This is a genomic window from Syntrophomonas curvata (assembly GCF_052976825.1).
In genome coordinates this window covers 320,210-338,675 of record NZ_CM129641.1, presented here as the reverse complement: position 1 = coordinate 338,675, position 18,466 = coordinate 320,210, and the positions used below count along the sequence as shown (strand labels likewise).

Here is an 18,466-nt window from a genome sequence, read left to right as displayed (position 1 = left end):
GATACCACCTTTTATTTTAAAACATCCCTTAAATATTTACCGGTATAAGAAATCGGGCTTTGGGCTACTTCTTCCGGGGTTCCCCGGGCTATTATTTCTCCTCCTTTTTCGCCGCCTTCCGGCCCCAGGTCGATTAAATAGTCGGCCGTTTTTATCACATCCAGGTTATGCTCGATAATAAGAACGGTATTGCCATTGTCTACTAAAATGTTTAGCACGCTAAGCAGGTGTTTAACATCATCCTTGTGCAGTCCGGTGGTAGGCTCATCCAGTATATACATGGTTTTACCGGTGGAGCGCCGGGACAGCTCACTAGCCAGCTTAACCCGCTGAGCTTCTCCCCCGGAGAGAGATGGCGCCGGCTGCCCCAGGCGGATATAACCCAGACCTACATCCTGCAGGGTCTTTAATTTACGGTGTACCTTGGGAATGTTCTCAAAAAAATCGACCGCCTCGTCAACTGTCATTTCCAGTACATCAGCTACGGTCTTGCCCTTGTACTTTACCTCCAGGGTCTCCCGGTTATAACGTTTGCCCTTGCAGACCTCACAGGGTATATAGACATCCGGCAGAAAATGCATCTCGATTTTGATGATGCCATCTCCGGAACAAGCTTCACAGCGTCCTCCACGGACATTGAAACTGAATCGTCCCGGTTTGTAGCCCCTTATCTTGGATTCGTTGGTGCTGGCGAAGAGCTCCCTAATCCCGTCAAAAGCACCGGTGTAGGTAGCCGGATTGGAGCGTGGAGTCCGGCCTATGGGAGACTGGTCTATATTTATAACTTTGTCTACTTCCTCGATTCCCCTCAGTCCTTCATGCCGGCCGGGGCGGTGTCTGCCCCCGTGCAGTTTCTTCATCAGGGCGGGATAGATGATATCTTCCACCAGGGTGCTTTTACCCGAGCCTGACACTCCGGTTATAACCACCATCTTACCCAGAGGTATGTCTACATCGATGTTTTTCAGGTTATGCTGGGAAGCGGATTTCACCAGCAGGGATTTGCCGTTGCCGACCCGGCGCCGGCCCGGTATCTCTATATCCATACGCCCCGAAAGGTATTGACCGGTAAGGGAATGCCCGCTGGCAATTATATCCTCCAGCTTGCCCTGGGCCACCACTTCTCCCCCATGGATGCCGGCCCGGGGGCCGATATCGACAATATGATCGGCACTTCTTATGGTATCCTCGTCATGCTCCACCACTACCACGGTATTACCCAGGTCGCGCAAGCGCTTCAGGGTAGCCAGCAGACGGTCATTGTCCCGGGGGTGCAAACCGATGCTGGGCTCGTCCAGCACGTATAGCACCCCCACCAGGCTGGAGCCCACCTGGGTAGCCAGACGTATGCGCTGAGCTTCCCCTCCCGACAGGGTTCCCGCCGCCCGGTCCAGGGTCAGGTAGTCCAGCCCCACGTCTACCAGGAAGGTCAGCCTTTCTTTGATTTCCTTGATTATCTGACGGGAAATGTAGGCTTCCCTCTCATTCAGCTGCAGTTCCGTGAGAAACCGGCAGGCTTCGCGCACCGACATTGAGCTTACTTCGCTTATGGATTTATGCTCCAGCAATACCCAGAGTATCTCTTGCTTGAGCCTTTTCCCCTGACAGCGGGGGCAGAGGCTCGAGGTCATATACTTTTCGATTTCTTCGCGCATGGCTTCGGATTTGGTCTCATGGTAGCGGCGTTTAAGGTTGTTAATCACCCCTTCATAGCTGCTGCGGAAGGAACTGGCCTCACCGTAGGAGTTGGTATAGTTGACCTTGAAACGCTCCTCGCCATTGCCATAGAGAATGATATCCCGCTGTTTGCGGCTTAAATCTTTAACCGGCTGATCCAGCGGTATTTTGTGCTTTTGGGCCATGGTAGCCATAATCTGGTTATAAAAGGTATAGAAATTATTGGACCAGGGGATTACCGCCCCATCAGCCAGACTTTTGTTCACATCCAGAACCAGGGCCGGGTCAATTTCCCGTTTTTCCCCCAGGCCGTCACATTCCGGACAGGCGCCGAAAGGACTGTTAAAAGAAAACATGCGGGGGCTCAGCTCCGGCAGGCTGAATCCGCAATCGGGGCAGGAAAAGTCCTGGCTGAACATCATTTCCTGTTCCCCCTCCTCCTCCAGGCGGTGAACCATCACCAAGCCCTCACTCAATTGAAAAGCGAGCTCCAGCGATTCCGCCAGGCGGCTGCGGATGCCTTCCTTTATTATCAGCCGGTCGACCACGGCACTGATATTATGCTTTTTGTTTTTGTCCAGTAAAATCTCTTCATCCGAGGTATATTCGTAGCCATCCACCAGCAAGCGGACAAAACCGTCCCGCAAAAGGTTGGCGATGGTCTTTTTATGCTCCCCTTTCTGCCCCCGGACCACCGGAGCCAGCACCTTGATCTTGCTGCCGTCGGGCAGACTCAGGAGGCTGTCCGCCACCTGGTCCACCGTCTGCCGCCGGATAGGCTGGTGGCAATGAGGACAATGGGGCGTACCTACCCGGGCAAAAAGCAGGCGCAGATAGTCATAGATTTCGGTCACCGTCCCTACCGTGGAACGGGGATTGTTGGAAGTCGATTTCTGGTCTATGGATATAGCCGGGGAGAGCCCTTCGATGTAATCCACATCAGGTTTGTCCATCTGCCCCAGAAACTGGCGGGCATAGGTGGAAAGCGACTCCACATAGCGCCGCTGGCCTTCACTGTAAATGGTGTCAAAAGCCAGACTGGACTTGCCCGAGCCCGACACTCCGGTAAAGACCACCAGTTTATCCCGGGGGATGACTACGTCGATATTCTTAAGATTATGCTCCCGGGCTCCTTTTACATATATATAATCCTTCACGATAATCCTCCTGAGACGTTAAAGCTGCAACATCGGCTCTTTATTTTCTTCTCTTCGCTTTGCCCCGTTTGCTCCGGGCGGGTTGCTGCAGTTCCCTGATGGCGTCGCGGAGCTGGGCGGCCCGTTCGAATTCCAGCCTTTCGGCAGCAGCCTGCATCTCCAGTTCCATCTCGGTGATGAAGCGCCGGCGCTCCTCCCGGGGCAGCTGGGTCAGTCCGTTAATATCATAATCCGCCGGTTCTTCCGCGATGGTGGCTTCCACTGCTGCATATACCGCCTTCTTGATGCTTTCCGGGGTGATATTGTTCTTTTCATTGTATTCAATCTGCAGCCGGCGGCGCCGGTTGGTTTCATCTATAGCCAGGCTCATGGATTCGGTAATACGGTCGGCATACATCAGTACCCGCCCTTCGACATTGCGGGCGGCCCGGCCGATGGTCTGAATCAGGGACCTTTCCGAACGCAGGAAGCCTTCCTTATCCGCATCCAAAATAGCTACCAGGGCCACCTCCGGCAAATCCAGGCCCTCCCGCAGCAGATTGATTCCCACCAGTACATCGAAATCGCCGTTACGCAGATCCCTGAGGATATTCAGCCTCTCCAGGGCATCTATATCAGAATGCATATAGCGTACCTGGATTTTGACATCAGCCAGGTAATCACACAGGTCTTCCGCCATCCGTTTGGTCAGGGTGGTCACCAGTACCCGAAATCCTCGGGCTACCGTAGCCCGGATCTCGGCCATGAGATCGTCAATCTGGTTTTCGGTGGATCTGACCTGTACTTCCGGATCAATCAGGCCGGTAGGCCGTATTATCTGTTCCACCACCTGGGCGCTTCTTTTTATTTCCCCATCTCCCGGGGTGGCGCTCACATATACTACCTGTCCTATTTTATTATAGAACTCATCAATTTTCAGGGGGCGGTTATCCAGCGCCGACGGCAGCCGGAAGCCATAGTCCACCAGATTCTGCTTGCGGGAGCGGTCGCCTTCATACATCCCCCGCACCTGGGGTACGGAGATATGGGATTCATCCATAAAGAGCAGAAAATCAGACGGGAAAAAGTCGATCAGGGTATAGGGAGGTTCTCCCGGAGCCCGTCCCGTAATATAACGGGAATAGTTTTCTATGCCCTTGCAGTAGCCCACTTCTTTTATCATTTCCAGGTCGTAACGGGTGCGCTGTTCCAGACGCTGGGCCTCCAGCAGTTTTCCCTGGCTTTTGAACCGGCTAAGCTGCTGCTCCAGCTCTTCCTCTATGTCTCCGGCCACCTCCAGCATATGTTCCCAGGTAGTAACGAAGTGGGAGGCCGGGAAGATCATTACATGGATGCGGCGGCCGTAGACTTCGCCGGTTATAGGGTTAAATTCTATGATTCTGTCTATTTCGTCACCAAAAAATTCGATCCTGATAGCTTTTTCCCCGGCAGATGCGGGAAAGACCTCCACTACATCCCCCCGGGCCCGGAAATAGCCTCGGCTGAAAGCATAATCATTGCGCTCATAGTGGGTCTCCACCAGCCGCCGGAGCAGCTCGTCACGGCTCAGTTCCATCCCCGGACGTAAAGATATGGCTAATTTATAGTAATCGTCAGGAGCCCCCAGGCCGTAGATGCAGGACACGCTGGCTACGATTATCACATCGCGCCGTTCCAGGATGGATGCGGTAGCCGCATGGCGCATCTTGTCGATTTCATCGTTTATGGAAGAGTCTTTTTCAATATAGGTGTCGGTATGAGGTACATAAGCCTCGGGCTGATAGTAGTCATAATAACTGATAAAATACTCCACCGCATTTTCCGGAAAGAACTGCTTAAATTCCGAATAGAGCTGTCCGGCCAGGGTCTTGTTGGGCGCCATAACCAGGGCCGGGCGCTGCTGCTGCTCGATGATCTGAGCCATGGTGAAGGTCTTGCCGGAGCCGGTAACCCCCAACAGGGTCTGCTCCCGGTAGCCCTGATTCAGCCCTGCGGCCAATCCCTTGATAGCTTCGGGCTGGTCGCCGGTAGCTTTATAGTCCGAGTGTAGCATAAAATTCCCCATTTTTTTACCTCACTTACATGATCCCGGGGACAAACAATTGTTCTCCTCAGATTATAATAGCAAACCGTATAGCGGCAGGGCAAGCATTACAAAAAACCTTTTTAAAGGGATAACAAGACGGAACGGAGATTGCGGAGCCTGAAAAAGGCGGGGCGCAAGGGTATAAAAACATTCAGAGAGGCTGAAGTTAAAACAAAACCGCAGCCTCCCTGATTTCAGCATAACCCCCCACCAGGATTCCGGTATAAATTCAGGTTTATCCTTTGACTATCCGCATGATTAACCCGCACTGCCAAGAATCTTGTTGCTTTTTCTCCATATATTAGCTTCCCGGCAGGCCTTGACCAGTTCATCCTGGCAGTCAGGATGGGATATCGACACCAGGGCTTCGGCTCTTTCCCAGGTGGATTTTGCTTTGAGGTTGACCATGCCATACTCGGTAACCACATAGCCGGTCAGGGAAATGGGCAGGCTGACCACGGTACCGGGGATAAAGGACGGCACGATATTGGACTCGTATTTGCCGGTTTTCTTGTTGAAACGGGCGGAGGGCAGACATACGATTCCCTTGCCGCCCTCGGAATGGAAGGCGGCAAAATGGTAGTCCATCTGTCCACCTGTTCCTGAAATCTGGCGCCGTCCAACCGACTCCGAGGAAACCTGCCCGAGGATATCTACATTGATGCAGCTGCAGATGGATATGACCTTGTCGTTCTGCATAATTACATAAGGATCATTGGTATAATCGGTGTTATATACATGTACCAGCGGATTATCATCCACAAATTCATATAATTTTTTTGACCCCATGGCAAAATTTGCTACCGATACGCCTACGTTGAGTGTTTTCTTCATGTTAGTAATTTTACCGGCTTCATACATCTCCACATAGGCGTCAGCCAGAAGTTCGGTATGCACACCCAGATCCTTTAAATCGGATCCGGCAATTATTGTACCCACGTAATTAGGGGTTCCGCCCACACCCAGCTGCAGACAGGCGCCGTCTTCAATCACTTCCACTATGTGCTCCGCAATCTGCTTATCGATATCAGTCGGTTCAATTACCGGCAGGTGCAGAGGCAACTGGCTGTTCTCGACCTCAACCACACGGTCGACTTTGGAAATATGCAGATACTGGGTATGGGGTCCATGCACCCGGGGCAGGGTGTCATGGACTTCAACCACGATATGCCGAGCCGTTTCCAACTGAGCGCCAAGACTCAAACCGGTAACCGAGAGATTGAGATAGCCCCGGTCATCCATCGGTGCGGCGCAGCAGAATACCACATCGGAAGGCCGGCGCCTGAAAAATTCAGGGATTTCGTGCAAGACTTCGGGGATATGGTAGACTAATCCGTCTGCCTGCATCTTCCTTTCCGCTACCGAGAAAGACAGATCATTCATTATAAAATGCTGCTGGCCGGGATCGCATTTGGCGCATTCACAATAATGCATCATACTGGAGGAAATGATATAGACATTCTGCAATTCATCTCTGCGTTTAGCCAAAGCCTGGTCCAGTTCCAGCGTAGGAGTGACGATTTGCCCGAAATTTACCCGGTCGCCTGATTTAACAATTTTGACCGCTTCATCGGCACTGCATAATTTGCTTCTATATTCATTCCAATAACTGCCGCTCATGCTATGACCTCCTTTACATAGTCATATTTTATTTTTAAAAATAAGGGGTATATCCGTTCTTGCTGAGGTCTTTGCCGATGACCATTCTCTGCACCTGGGCCGTCCCCTCATAAATCTGCATGATCTTGGCATCCCGATAGTATTTCTCCACCGGGTATTCCTTGGTGTAGCCGTAGCCGCCAAATACCTGAATAGCGTCACAGGATACCTTTACGGCTGCGTCTCCCGCCCAGGCTTTGGCCATGGATGAGGTTGATTTAAACGGCAGGCCGGCATCCTGCAGACTGGCGGCTTTCATATACAGGAGTCTGGAAGTCTCAGTATATATAGCCATGTCGGCCAGCATGAACTGTACACCCTGAAAAGCGCTGATGGGTTTGCCAAACTGCTGTCTTTCATTGGCATACTGCAAGGCTGCTTCCAGAGAAGCCTGGCAAATACCGGTTGCCATGGCTGCAACTCCGGTCCGGCTTAAATCCAGGGTCTGCATAAGAATCTTCATGCCCTGCCCTTCTGCTCCCAGCAGGTTCTTGGCAGGTACCCGTACGTCTTCAAATACAACCTGGTTGGTGCAACTGGTTCTGATGCCCAGCTTGTCTTCTTTTTTACTGATGGATATGCCCGCGCTGTCCCGGTCCACCATAAAGGCACAGATCCCTTTGTTGCCCAGTTTTTTATCCAGGGTGGCCAGAACCGTAAACTGCTGGGCGATTTCTCCGTTGGTAATGAACTGCTTGGTGCCGTTCAGTATATAGTCGCCACCGTCTTTAACGCATTTGGTGGCCATGCCCAGGGCATCGGAACCTGCTCCCGGTTCGGTCAGGCAAAAGGCGGCGATGGCCCCTTCCATCATACGCCCGTACCACCATTTCTTTTGTTCATCATTGGCCCCCACCAGAACCGGGTCGGAAGCCAGCCCCGTAGACGCCATGACCGCGGTGGCCAGGCCGGCATCCCCACGGGCCAGTTCTTCCATAACCCCGCATAGGGAGACATTGTCCAGGCCGGGTCCGCCATATTCCGCCGGCACGCCTACGGTGGTCAGGCCCAGATCGTACATCTTGGCAATGACATCCAGGGGGCAGTGGTCGTCCTTGTCCCATTGCATGGCATAAGGCGCTAATTCATTGGTGGCAAAATCCCTAGCCATTTGCCGGGTCATTTTCTGTTCATCCGTCAATACGAAATCCATTAATTACTCCTCCTTGATGCCTGTTTTAAATAGCAATCTTGTTGCTGGGTCTCCAGATATTGGCTTTTTTGCATTCGTTGATTAAGTCATCCCGGAAATCGGGATGGGCTATGGATATTAAATCTTCTGCCCTTTCCCAGGTCGATTTTCCCTTGAGATTGACGATGCCATACTCGGTAACCACATAATTGGTCAAGGAACTGGGAACTGTTACTACCGTACCGGGCAGAAATGCCGGAACGATTCTGGACATCTTTTTACCGGTTTTTCTATTCATATTGGTGGAAGGCATGCAGAGAAATCCTTTTCCGCCTTTGGAATGGAAGGAAGCAAAGTGGAAATCAAGTTGCCCGCCGGTGCCGGAAACCTGTTTAAAACCTATGGATTCTGAGGAAACCTGACCCAGAATATCAACGTTCAGGCAACCGCAAATGGAAACAAAGTTATCGATGCTGGCAATTACCCCGGGACAGTTGGTATAATCCGCCGGATAAGCGCAGCAGGCGGGATTGCGGTCAATATAGTCATACAGCTTTTTAGAACCCATGGCGAAAGTGTAAACGCTTTTGCCTTTATCTATATTCTTGGCCATATTGGTTACTCTCCCGGCTTCATAGAGGTCAACCACGGAATCCACCAGCATTTCGGTGTGAATACCCAAATCCTTTATATCCGAATCGGCCAGCATTTCCCCCACGCAATTGGGCATGCCGCCGATTCCCAGCTGCAGGCAGGCTCCGTCGGTGATTTCTTCCACCAGATAAGACGCGATGATGCGGTCGATCTCATTGGCGTTAACCTTGGGTATTTCAAAAAGCGGAGGATTAGTTGAACTTTCCACCACATAATCCGCCTGGGAAATATGCACATTGTTGTCAACCCCGTAGGTGAAAGGCAGCGAACGGTTGACTTCCAATACAACGTGTTTGGCTGACTGCAATGCCGCCGGGTTGACCGAGCAGGTACTGCTCATATTAAAGAATCCATGCTCATCCATGGGAGTTACCGGCAGGAATACCACATCTACCGGTCTGATTTTCCTGTAATAGTCGGGAATTTCATGATAGGCTTCCGGTATAAAGTAGGCCTGTCCTTTTTCATTCAGTTTCCGGGATACCACTCCAAAGGAATAATCATTAAAAACAAAGTGTTCTCCCTCCGGGTCTGCCTTTACGATTTCCGGTACATGCATAGCAGTGCCAAGCATTACGTATACATCTCTCAATTCATCCTTGCGCTTGGCCAGGGCCGCATCCAGGTCAAAAGCCAAGGTAACAAACCATCCGTACATTACCGTGTCGTTGGACTTGACAACTTTTACCGCTTCATCGGCGCTGACCAGCTTTTCTTTGTACATTGCCTGATAGTTCATTATTTTAAACCTCCTTCTATGCTAACCGCTTCAAATCTTTATAACTGGCAAGCATTTCTGCAAATCCCTGAATACGTGTCCGGGCCTGCTCCAGCGACTGCATCTGCTGGTCTATTTCCAGGTATAACAGAGGAATGCGGACTTTTTCCAGTTCGACGGTAAGTATCGGATAGTCGAACTCTTCCGGATCACAGAACTTCATCATACAAAGCACGACTCCGTCGGCATCGCTTTCTTTTACCATGTCGATCAGCATGTCACCGCGTTTTTTCTCCGGGTCATAGACAAGCGAACATCCTTCAATCACTGACCATTGCTGGGCTAAACGAAGCAGCGGGTCACTGCCGGCCGGGACATCGGTTCTGAACTGTCTGGATTCATGAGCCAGATCGTCCCCCACCACAGTAATGCCGTTTTCGCTGAACAGTTCCAAAAGGCCGTCAGGTTCAGCCATAATTCCCGTCAATATAACCTTTTGGCCCTTAAATTCTTCCGCCGGAAGCTTATGGAGCTCATTAATCAATTCGCTCACCAGCAGAGTGTGCTGGCCTTTTTCCATAAAATATCCGCTCTTGATAACCAGATGCCTTACGGCCGGGGTAACGGTTGCAGGATACCGGCGGGCCACTGAGCAAAACTCCCGCATCACTCTGCGATGCGCATTATAGACCTCAATGCTTTTATTAAGGGCTTCATCGCTTATAGGTTCGCCGCCAATTGCCTCAACTGCGCTCTTGATATCCTGAAACTCGGACTTGAGATACTCAACCCCCGCTGCTATTTTTCTCATTTGGGGATAAACCGTAAGTATAGCCTTGATATCAGGAATAGCATAGAGCCAATCCTGTCCAATCGATTTCAGGGTATCGCAGGGGGCCGGAATAATAACCGCATCCAGGTCGCTGTATACGCCCTTTAGGGCAAATTCCATGATGGATTGCATAATTGAACAGCAAAAGGGAGGGAAAACCGTATGCGCCTGGGAAACCTGGGTCTGTCCGCCCCATATTCCAATAGGAAGCATGCCTGCTGCATGGACAATTTCTTCCGGGCAATAGACCGGGAAACAACCGATTACGCCTTTGCCTGTCTTTTCCTTATAGTCCTTTACTGCCTGGCGGGGGTTGGATACCGCATCTTTCATCTCGTCAAGTATTTCTTTAACCGCTTCCATTATTATCACCTCCTAAAGTTGTTGCGCTTTCGCCTTGTTGTTTTCCATCATTTCAACCAGCGCCTGGATCCTAGTTTCAAATTGGGCTTTGGCAAAATTCCTGGGGTCAGTCTGATCTCCGTCAAAGGTTATATATGGTACTCCGGTGCGCTTGTACACCTCCTGGGCCAGTTGGTACTGCATAAAGTCCATCAGCTTGCAGCTGCGGTTCAAATGATAGACTGCTCCGTCACACTTGCATTCCTCGATGATTCTTACCCGGAGGTCAATCTGGCGTTCCAGGTTGCAGTTGTTCATAACACCGGCATAAGCCCGGGCCATCCCGTCGATATCTCCGGCTTCATACAGCAGGGTCCAGGCTTCGGGATAAGTGGAACCCACCATATTTATCCCGTACTGCTTAAAGGTCTTAAAATTGTGGGACAGATAGGGCCAGCAGGCTATTCCCTCCCACATAATCCGATATTTTTCCTCCACCGGAAATTGGCTCTGTCCGTTCTGAACCATAGCTTCCATTTCGTCAGCAATCATGTCGAACAGCTTGGCCGACTCCTCCCGTCCCCGCATGCAGACCATCATCGCCATATAATTAAAGATATTAAACCCGTTAAGGGGCGAAGGTGTGTATTCGGTATATTTCATAGCCCGGTTCCACGCCTTGGCGGCTTTACTGGAATTTTCCATAACAGCCTGAAAGCGGTCGTAATCAAAGGGTTTGCCGCATATTTCCTCCAATTGCCGGATGGCCTCCCGGAATTGGCCTTTAATATACTCCACCCGTTTTGGGCTGATTTCATATTCAATGTTGTAGGGCACGTCAATGCAGATAAGAGGGATGTTCAATTCCCGGGAAAGATTTTCGTACCATTTAACCAGGGTATTGCAAATGTTGTTGCAGATAATCAGCAAGTCCGGGAGAGGAATATTTTCAAAGCAGCATTCCTGCATGTCCTTGAAGGCCAGGTTGATTCTGGCATAGGAGCAGAGGTCAACCGAATAGCCCCGGGACTCGGCGTAGTTAATCAGGGGCAGGGCGCCGCCTTTGGCGCCGATGGCAGCGGCATGATTCTCGGGATACAGGACATGAATCCCCATAGTTTCACAGAACTCCTGGGGAGCTATGGACGAGGACCAGGCTACCAGTTCGCCGCGTTTTTTGCCTTCAATAGCGTCCTGGTAATGCTTGGCAGTCAACTCGGCCAGATATTGTTTTGAAGTCGGCTTTTCTTCTGTCATAGCAAACACCTCTCATATATTATTAATTTGGTTGTCAATTACGAACGGCTCAAAATTCAGATTCTGCAGTTTGGCCGTATGAGATTGCAAAAGCTATGCCAGTTGGTTTGTGTGGATAAAACCACCTTTGTGAAAGATATGCGGAAGCAGGGTCGGAAGCGTTTATTTCCGGGAAACCAGACCTTTAAACAGCAGTTCGCCGGATACCTTTTTATTCTGTTGTTTACTTTTTATGGTTAGGCTTTTTACCTCAGTGCCGTATTTGTGCCTCAATTTTCGACAAACTTCATTCTCACGCTATTTGATTCGAGTATTTTATGTGAAATATATCACTTTCGAGGCATTTTACCTCAAAAACGTGTCGGCGGAATGCCCCAACAGACTATTCCATATCGTAATCGTCATAGCACCGGAAATTATTTTGGGCGGTGGATTACGGGTCAGACAGAGGTTTTTATAAGAGGTCATGGAGCAGGCATTCTTGGTCAAAACACTATTGGCATATATTTTGCTCTTACAGAAGTGCAGCAACAAATCACCATCCGATTAAGAATATAGCGAAAGGAGGATCATATGGTGTACGCGCTGGGGATTGATATAGGCTCGGCTTCGTCCAAGGTCGTAATTATCGATAAGGAGAAAAATGTCATTGCCAATGCCGTAGTTCCAGGCGGGGCAGGTACAACCGGACCTGTCAGAGTTGTGGATGAAATCTTTGTTAAATCCGGTCTAGCATGGGAGGACATAACCAGAACTATCGCGACCGGATACGGAAGAATAGGCTTTCAGCGAGCTGACAATCAAATTAGTGAAATTACCTGCCATGCTTTGGGAGTTCATCACTTGGTGCCATCGGTCCGCACGATCATTGATATCGGCGGTCAGGATGTAAAAGCCATGTCTTTGACTCCAGAAGGCATAGTATCCCGATTTGCCATGAATGACAAATGCGCAGCGGGAACAGGCCGTTTTCTGGAAGTTATGGCAAGGGTGCTGGAAGTAGATGTAAGCGAACTGGGTACGCTAGCTGAACAAGCCGACGCTGTCATCGATATCAGCAGCACGTGCGCAGTTTTTGCAGAATCAGAGGTAATATCCCGCTTAGCCTCTGGAGTTAAACCTGCTGATGTCGCTGCAGGCATACACCAATCGGTGGCTCGACGTGTAGCCGGATTAGCCGTCAGGGTAGGAGTAAATCCCGATATTGTCCTGACCGGAGGGGTAGCTAAAAACGGAGGGCTGGTAAATGCTCTGGCCGACGAACTGCAGCAAGATATCACGGTCGCACCTGATTGCCAACTGACCGGCGCTCTGGGCGCAGCACTGATAGCCATGAAAGAAATAACCATTTCAGCATCCCAACCAATGTATGCCTAAGTCACTATTTTGGTAAATGATTTACGTAATTCCTTCATTTTGTCCATGACCGCAGGACATGACCCCATATAGAATAAGTTATCTCTTTAAAACCAAGCTTGCTTAATAATAACGAATAGGGCAGGGACCATCCCTGCTGAAGACGAGGTTGATTCTTGTGCATTATCCAATAAGGTTTGCATCGCTTACAGTGAAAAACCACTATCACAAAGCCCATAGGCATGCTCCCCCCAAATGACGGTGTAATAGTTAGGTAATATAAGGAGGATAATAATATGACAGAAAATAAAAAAGCGGCAGCAACATCTGCAAGTATTGCATTCGGAATGGCGGCAGTCTGGTTCGGAACCCATTGCGGAGGTGGCTTTGCTACCGGCAACCAGGAAGTAAATTTCTATGTACAATATGGCTGGTATGCCATACCTCTGGGAATATTGGCTATGCTCCTGCTGGGATACTGCCATAGGAACGGCCTCATTTTTGCCAAAGACAATAAGACCTATGATTATAAGAGCTATGCCAATGCACTTTTCCATCCCTATGAAAAGATATTTTCCCCCATTTTCGAAATCGGTTATATAATCCTTATCCTGTGCGGTGTCAGCGCAGCTGTTGCCGGTGGCGCCGCCCTCCTGAGCAAAACAACAGGTATTCCTTATGGTCTGGCTATCGTTATAATCGGTGCCATCTTGCTGGTAATGACTATATTTGGATCAAAGCTTATTATTGCCGCCTCTAAATATATGACTTATTTCCTGCTGGTTGCTGTCGGACTTACATTTTTTCTGGGAATTAAGGCAGGCTGGGTCAATTTCACCCACATTATGGCCGCCCGCGATACATTTGGTACCAGCTTCGGCCCCGCCCTCTGGAAGGCATTAGTATATGTGGGATTTCAGTCTTTTACCCTGATGCCGATTATTTCATGTGCCCAAGATGTCAGAAGTACCAAGGAGTGTAATACCTTCTTCGGGTACGGGTTTGCCATGAACGCAATAATGCTCCTGCTCGCCTGTGTTATGTTGCTGGGATTCTCTCCCCAAGTGCTTAAAGAAACCCTGCCCGTTCACTTTGTCGCTACTTCTCTGGGATACTCCTGGATGCTGGCGATTTATAGCCTGGTACTGTTCATTGCGCTGGTATCCACTGCCGTAACTCTGGTATTTTCCATGGTGGCTCGATTTGAAAATGTATGGCAGCCCAGTTCCGGTATTTTCGAAAATCTGAGAGCACGACGCATAGCTATTTCCATTCTTACTACGGTCATTTGTACTTCGATATCCATTTTTGGTCTGACCGCTATTGTAGTAAAGGGTTACGGTTCTGTGGGTTATCTTGGCCTCCTGATTGTGGTAATTCCCGGTATATTCGTGGCTGGATATAAAAATAGGAAGGCTACTGAATTAAGGGCAGCAAACGGTATTGACGAATCCGATTCCATACCGGCCTAAGAAAGACCTAATCCTGAGATGCGGGGTAAGGAGCGATGAATAGTCCTTCTTGCCCCTATTTATTATATATCTTCTAACATAGGAGGAAAATGCGATGGACTGGCAAGTATGGTTTTCCGCTATACTTTTTTTGTTGGTATATGCCGTAATTATTTCCGAAAAGATCCACCGTACTGCTATAGCCCTCTTTGGTGCAGCCCTTTTGGTAGTATTGGGCATTCTTGACTTTACCGAGGCCGTCGGTAAAGTTGACTTCAATACTATCGGCCTTTTGGCAGGCATGATGATAATCGTGGGCATCACCAGGAAAAGCGGGGTATTCGAGTACATGGCTATCAAAGCCGCTCACCAGACCGGGGGAGACCCGGTCAAGACCATGATAGCACTTAGTATTGTAACCGCAGTAGCTTCAGCTTTTCTTGACAACGTTACCACCGTTCTACTGATAGTTCCGGTGACTATCTCTATTTGCTCCGCTTTACGCATTAGCCCGGTGCCCATCTTTATAGCGGAAATTTTGGCCTCGAATATAGGCGGAACCGCAACCCTGATCGGCGACCCGCCTAATATCATGATTGCCAGCGCGGCCGGACTCGGATTTATGGATTTTATTTATAATATAGCTCCGGTGGTAATAGTGATATTTATCGTTACTATCCTGCTATTAAAGGTTATCTATGGCAAAAAACTGCAGGCCGCTGAAGAAGACAAGGCCAAGCTGAAGGCTATGAACCCTGAAGATGCTATAAAAGACCGGCCCCTGATGATCAAATCTCTAACCCTGATAGCTCTCGTAATATTGGGCTTTATTACCCACTCCGCGCTGGGTCTTGAGCCGGCAGCTATAGCCCTTGCGGGAGCATCTGTGCTGCTGCTGATAACCCGTGAAAATCCGGAAGAGGTTCTGCAGACGGTTGAATGGGCCACCCTGTTTTTCTTTATAGGTTTATTCATCCTGGTAGGAGGGCTGGAGAAAGTGGGTATTATTGAAGACATGGCAAGGGGAGCGATTGCCGTTACTCACGGTGATTTAACCATCTCGGCCATATTAATCCTCTGGCTTTCCGCTATTGCTTCCGCCTTCATCGACAATATACCCTTTGTAGCCACTTTTATTCCGTTGATTAAAGAAATGGGAACTATCGGACATATGGACATCATGCCTTTATGGTGGGCGCTTTCCCTGGGAGCTTGCCTGGGCGGCAACGGTACCATAATTGGCGCTTCAGCTAATGTAATTGTTTCCGGAATCGCATCGCGTGAAGGCTATCCGATGACTTTCCTCGGTTATATGAAGATTGCCTTCCCCTTAATGCTGGTGTCGATAGTAATTGCGATGATTTATTTACTGCTGTTCTTGGTATAATCGGTTTTATAATTTATCAAAGGGAATATACCCGGGAAGCAGACAGCATCTGCCGGCAGGGTATATTCCCCTTGGTTTAGAATATCAAAACTTATTTATGGAGTTCATGCTGCAGCCCGTATTTTTTTATTTTACGCAAAACCGTAGTCTGGTCTATACCGGTATTTTTAGCTATCTGGCGGCTGCTGGAACATTGTTTCATGGCATGACACAATATTTGCTTTTCCACTTCTTCGATTGCTTGAGGGATGGAAATAAAATGATTAACGGTAACCGCTTTATTAGCATCAATCTGGCTCTGCAGATTGGGATTCAACTCAGAACAGGGCAATGCCGATGTTTCCAAATAATCTCCGTGACTTAAAACCACCATGCGTTCCATGGCATGTTTCAGTTGACGGATATTCCCGGGCCAGCTGTAATTTTCCATGGCCCTTAGCACATCCAGGCTAATCCGTTTGGCCTCCCCGTAGCGCTGGTTGCATTCTCTCAGGAAATGCATGCAAAGCGGACGGATATCTTCGGGGCGTTCACGCAGCGGCGGTATGTCAAGATTAACGACGTTTAAACGATAATACAAATCTTCCCTGAACCTGTGTTCCTGGACCATTTGATTGAGGTCCTGATTGGTTGCCGCCAGTAATCTTATATCTACGGGGGTGGGACTGTTAGCCCCCACTCTGGTAATTTCACCGCTGTCCAGAGCCCGCAAAAGTTTTACCTGCAGGTTAAAAGGCAGGTCGCCAATCTCATCCAAAAAAAGGGTCCCCCCGTTGGCAGTTTCAAACAGGCCTTTTTTCCCGGTTTTGGTGGCCCCGGTGAAAGCTCCCCCAACATATCCGAAGAACTCCGATTCCAGAAGCTGTTCGGGAATAGCGCCACAGTTGACCGGTACAAAAGGCTCCGCCTGTCTGGGGCTGTTTTCATGGATATACCGGGCCAATACTTCCTTTCCCACCCCTGATTCACCGGTTATCAGAACGGTTATATCGACTAAGCTGACCTTCAGAGCCGCCATCAATAATTCTTTCATTTTACTGCTTACCGCTATGGGACAGGTTTTTAACTGTTTCAGCCCGTCAAGATGCTTATAGTACAGCTCCTCCATCTCCTGCGCTTTTTCAAGCTGTTCCCTTAATTGCACCATCTCCGTCATGTCGCGGCAATTGGTTATTACCAGACGGATCTCATTTTCACTGTCAAAAATGGGGCTCGCCGTTACCATGACCGTCTTGCCCGGTATCAGATTGGAATGAGTATAGGTTACCGGGACTTTTCGCTCCAATACATCCAGACAGGCAGCTTTTTGATAAGGGGTCAAGGCAAAAAATTCACGGAAATTTTTACCTACCACTTGATCCTTGTTAAGCCCGGTAATACGGAAATAGGAATCGTTTACCATTACAACATCAGCATTGTAGTCAGTCACCAATATGCCATCATAGGATTGTTGAATAACAGCTGCCATTTCGTCGTAGGAAAGATCAACCCTGATTGAGGGTGAAGATGATGTGGAATCCATTACACTCACTCCTATCAAGAGCTAATGACCGCAGCATACATGGTTCCTATTTTATATGCTATTGCATCTTCACCGGTTGCGCAATGTATCATAATGGCAAATAAAACCGAATATATCGCCTATGCTCCACAATCTTACAGGAATTGGGGCCGGGAGCCGTTGTTGATTATTTCCTCCAGGATTTCCTGGCGTCGGTCATCCAGTTGCTCAAAATCCATGAAGCCGGTATAAATCTTCTTTAACTCCTTGAGCGTGGAGTGGGCGCTCTCCAGTTTCACCTGCGCATCCAGCAGCAGCGATTCATAATTGCGAGAGGCCTCACTGCTCCGGGTTGCTGCCGCTTCCGGGTCATAATTATCCAGATAGGCGGTCATGTCAATGACAATATCCCAGGGCTTAACGGATAATTCCATATTCCCTCCATCTATAAGCGCCAGTTGCAGGTTGCGGATAATGACCATGACAATGCTTTCCACATCGAAACCGCAGTGATAGTATTCCAGAAAATATCCTTTCTCCCGGGCCAAACGAGCCAGCTCGGTAACAACCAGGGACTTGCCGCTGCCCGGAGGCCCTTTTAAGATATAACGCCGCTTGCATTCGTTGCTGATTTCGTCAATATAATTGACCACCCCATCGGCAGTTACGGCACTGGCAAAATAATGCCTTTCCCCCGGTTGTTCGCGCAACAATTCACTGGCCAGCTCTTCAATCAGCTGCCGGATATTGCCCATATTCAAGCAAGCCCGGGCCGCTGTTTTGATCTGCTCCCGGGCCTGGCTGGCGCTTCTTAAGACATCATAAGCCTTGCCGTTTTGCTCCTCCTGGCAGTCAATCAACTCGATTATTTCCCTGGTTTTGCCGTTCAATTCTTTTTTATTGCGGTATTCTCCCAGATAGATTATATGCCCGGTGGCACCCGGATATCTGGGGTCTATAGGCTGAGGCAGACTGCCGTTGATAACAGCTGTGCCCAGACGGGGAATATACACGCCATCGGGATTTACCGGGTCCAGAGCCGATATCCAGAACTCAATCTCATACCCCTTTTCGGAAAGCGATTCGCCCAAGAGGCGAATAAACGTGGACTTGCCCGAACCAGGAGCCCCTTTTAATATATATATCTTCCTTAATCCCCGTATCAGGTCCGGAATAAAGGTGTAAAACCCCTGGCTGGTGTTGCTGCTGGTCAAAACATAACGAATTTCTCCCGATTTGCTCATTTCCCTAACCCCTCCATAATACTTTGCTATAAGG

At 49.3% G+C, this 18,466-nt stretch carries 12 protein-coding genes; 3 read left to right on the top strand and 9 right to left on the bottom strand.

Annotated features, from left to right (window positions below; all coding sequences use genetic code 11):
- Window positions 1–11: 11 nt before the first annotated feature.
- The 7 genes from uvrA to ACU70B_RS01595 all read right to left on the bottom strand — a co-directional run bounded on the left by uvrA (window position 12) and on the right by ACU70B_RS01595 (window position 11,493).
- A complete protein-coding gene (uvrA, locus tag ACU70B_RS01625) occupies window positions 12–2,834 on the bottom strand; it encodes an excinuclease ABC subunit UvrA (protein WP_447184621.1) in 2,823 nt (940 codons plus the stop codon).
- Between the two features lie 40 nt (window positions 2,835–2,874).
- Entirely contained in the window at window positions 2,875–4,878 is a 2,004-nt protein-coding gene (uvrB, locus tag ACU70B_RS01620; protein ID WP_447184620.1) for an excinuclease ABC subunit UvrB, read from the bottom strand.
- A 279-nt stretch (window positions 4,879–5,157) separates the two neighbouring features.
- Window positions 5,158–6,519, bottom strand: a complete 1,362-nt coding sequence (locus tag ACU70B_RS01615; protein WP_447184619.1) for an acetyl-CoA hydrolase/transferase family protein — start codon at window positions 6,517–6,519, stop codon at window positions 5,158–5,160.
- A gap of 34 nt (window positions 6,520–6,553) precedes the next feature.
- Entirely contained in the window at window positions 6,554–7,711 is a 1,158-nt protein-coding gene (locus ACU70B_RS01610) for an acyl-CoA dehydrogenase family protein (protein ID WP_447184618.1), read from the bottom strand.
- A gap of 25 nt (window positions 7,712–7,736) precedes the next feature.
- Window positions 7,737–9,083, bottom strand: coding sequence for an acetyl-CoA hydrolase/transferase family protein (locus ACU70B_RS01605; RefSeq protein WP_447184617.1), 1,347 nt, complete (start codon window positions 9,081–9,083; stop codon window positions 7,737–7,739).
- Window positions 9,084–9,099: 16 nt separating this feature from the next.
- Window positions 9,100–10,257 (bottom strand): 2-hydroxyacyl-CoA dehydratase subunit D, encoded by a 1,158-nt coding sequence (locus tag ACU70B_RS01600; RefSeq protein ID WP_447184616.1) that lies wholly within the window; start codon window positions 10,255–10,257, stop codon window positions 9,100–9,102.
- 12 nt (window positions 10,258–10,269) lie between these two features.
- Complete coding sequence (locus ACU70B_RS01595; RefSeq protein ID WP_447184615.1) at window positions 10,270–11,493, bottom strand: 2-hydroxyacyl-CoA dehydratase subunit D; 1,224 nt, start codon at window positions 11,491–11,493, stop codon at window positions 10,270–10,272.
- A 576-nt stretch (window positions 11,494–12,069) separates the two neighbouring features.
- On the opposite strand from ACU70B_RS01595, the gene ACU70B_RS01590 reads away from it, so the two are divergent.
- The 3 genes from ACU70B_RS01590 to ACU70B_RS01580 all read left to right on the top strand — a co-directional run bounded on the left by ACU70B_RS01590 (window position 12,070) and on the right by ACU70B_RS01580 (window position 15,687).
- The gene (locus ACU70B_RS01590; protein ID WP_447185684.1) at window positions 12,070–12,870 is read left to right on the top strand and encodes an acyl-CoA dehydratase activase; all 801 of its coding nucleotides are present in this window, start codon (window positions 12,070–12,072) and stop codon (window positions 12,868–12,870) included.
- Window positions 12,871–13,145: 275 nt separating this feature from the next.
- Entirely contained in the window at window positions 13,146–14,321 is a 1,176-nt protein-coding gene (locus ACU70B_RS01585) for a YkvI family membrane protein (RefSeq protein WP_447184614.1), read from the top strand.
- Window positions 14,322–14,415: 94 nt separating this feature from the next.
- Window positions 14,416–15,687: an ArsB/NhaD family transporter gene (locus ACU70B_RS01580; protein ID WP_447184613.1), complete on the top strand. Its 1,272-nt coding sequence runs from the start codon at window positions 14,416–14,418 to the stop codon at window positions 15,685–15,687.
- A gap of 91 nt (window positions 15,688–15,778) precedes the next feature.
- Here the strand turns inward: ACU70B_RS01580 and ACU70B_RS01575 are convergent, their stop codons facing one another.
- Both ACU70B_RS01575 and ACU70B_RS01570 read right to left on the bottom strand, forming a co-directional pair.
- Window positions 15,779–17,209 (bottom strand): sigma-54 interaction domain-containing protein, encoded by a 1,431-nt coding sequence (locus ACU70B_RS01575; protein ID WP_447184612.1) that lies wholly within the window; start codon window positions 17,207–17,209, stop codon window positions 15,779–15,781.
- Window positions 17,210–17,343: 134 nt separating this feature from the next.
- Window positions 17,344–18,432 (bottom strand): hypothetical protein, encoded by a 1,089-nt coding sequence (locus ACU70B_RS01570; RefSeq protein ID WP_447184611.1) that lies wholly within the window; start codon window positions 18,430–18,432, stop codon window positions 17,344–17,346.
- Between the last annotated feature and the right edge of the window lie 34 nt (window positions 18,433–18,466).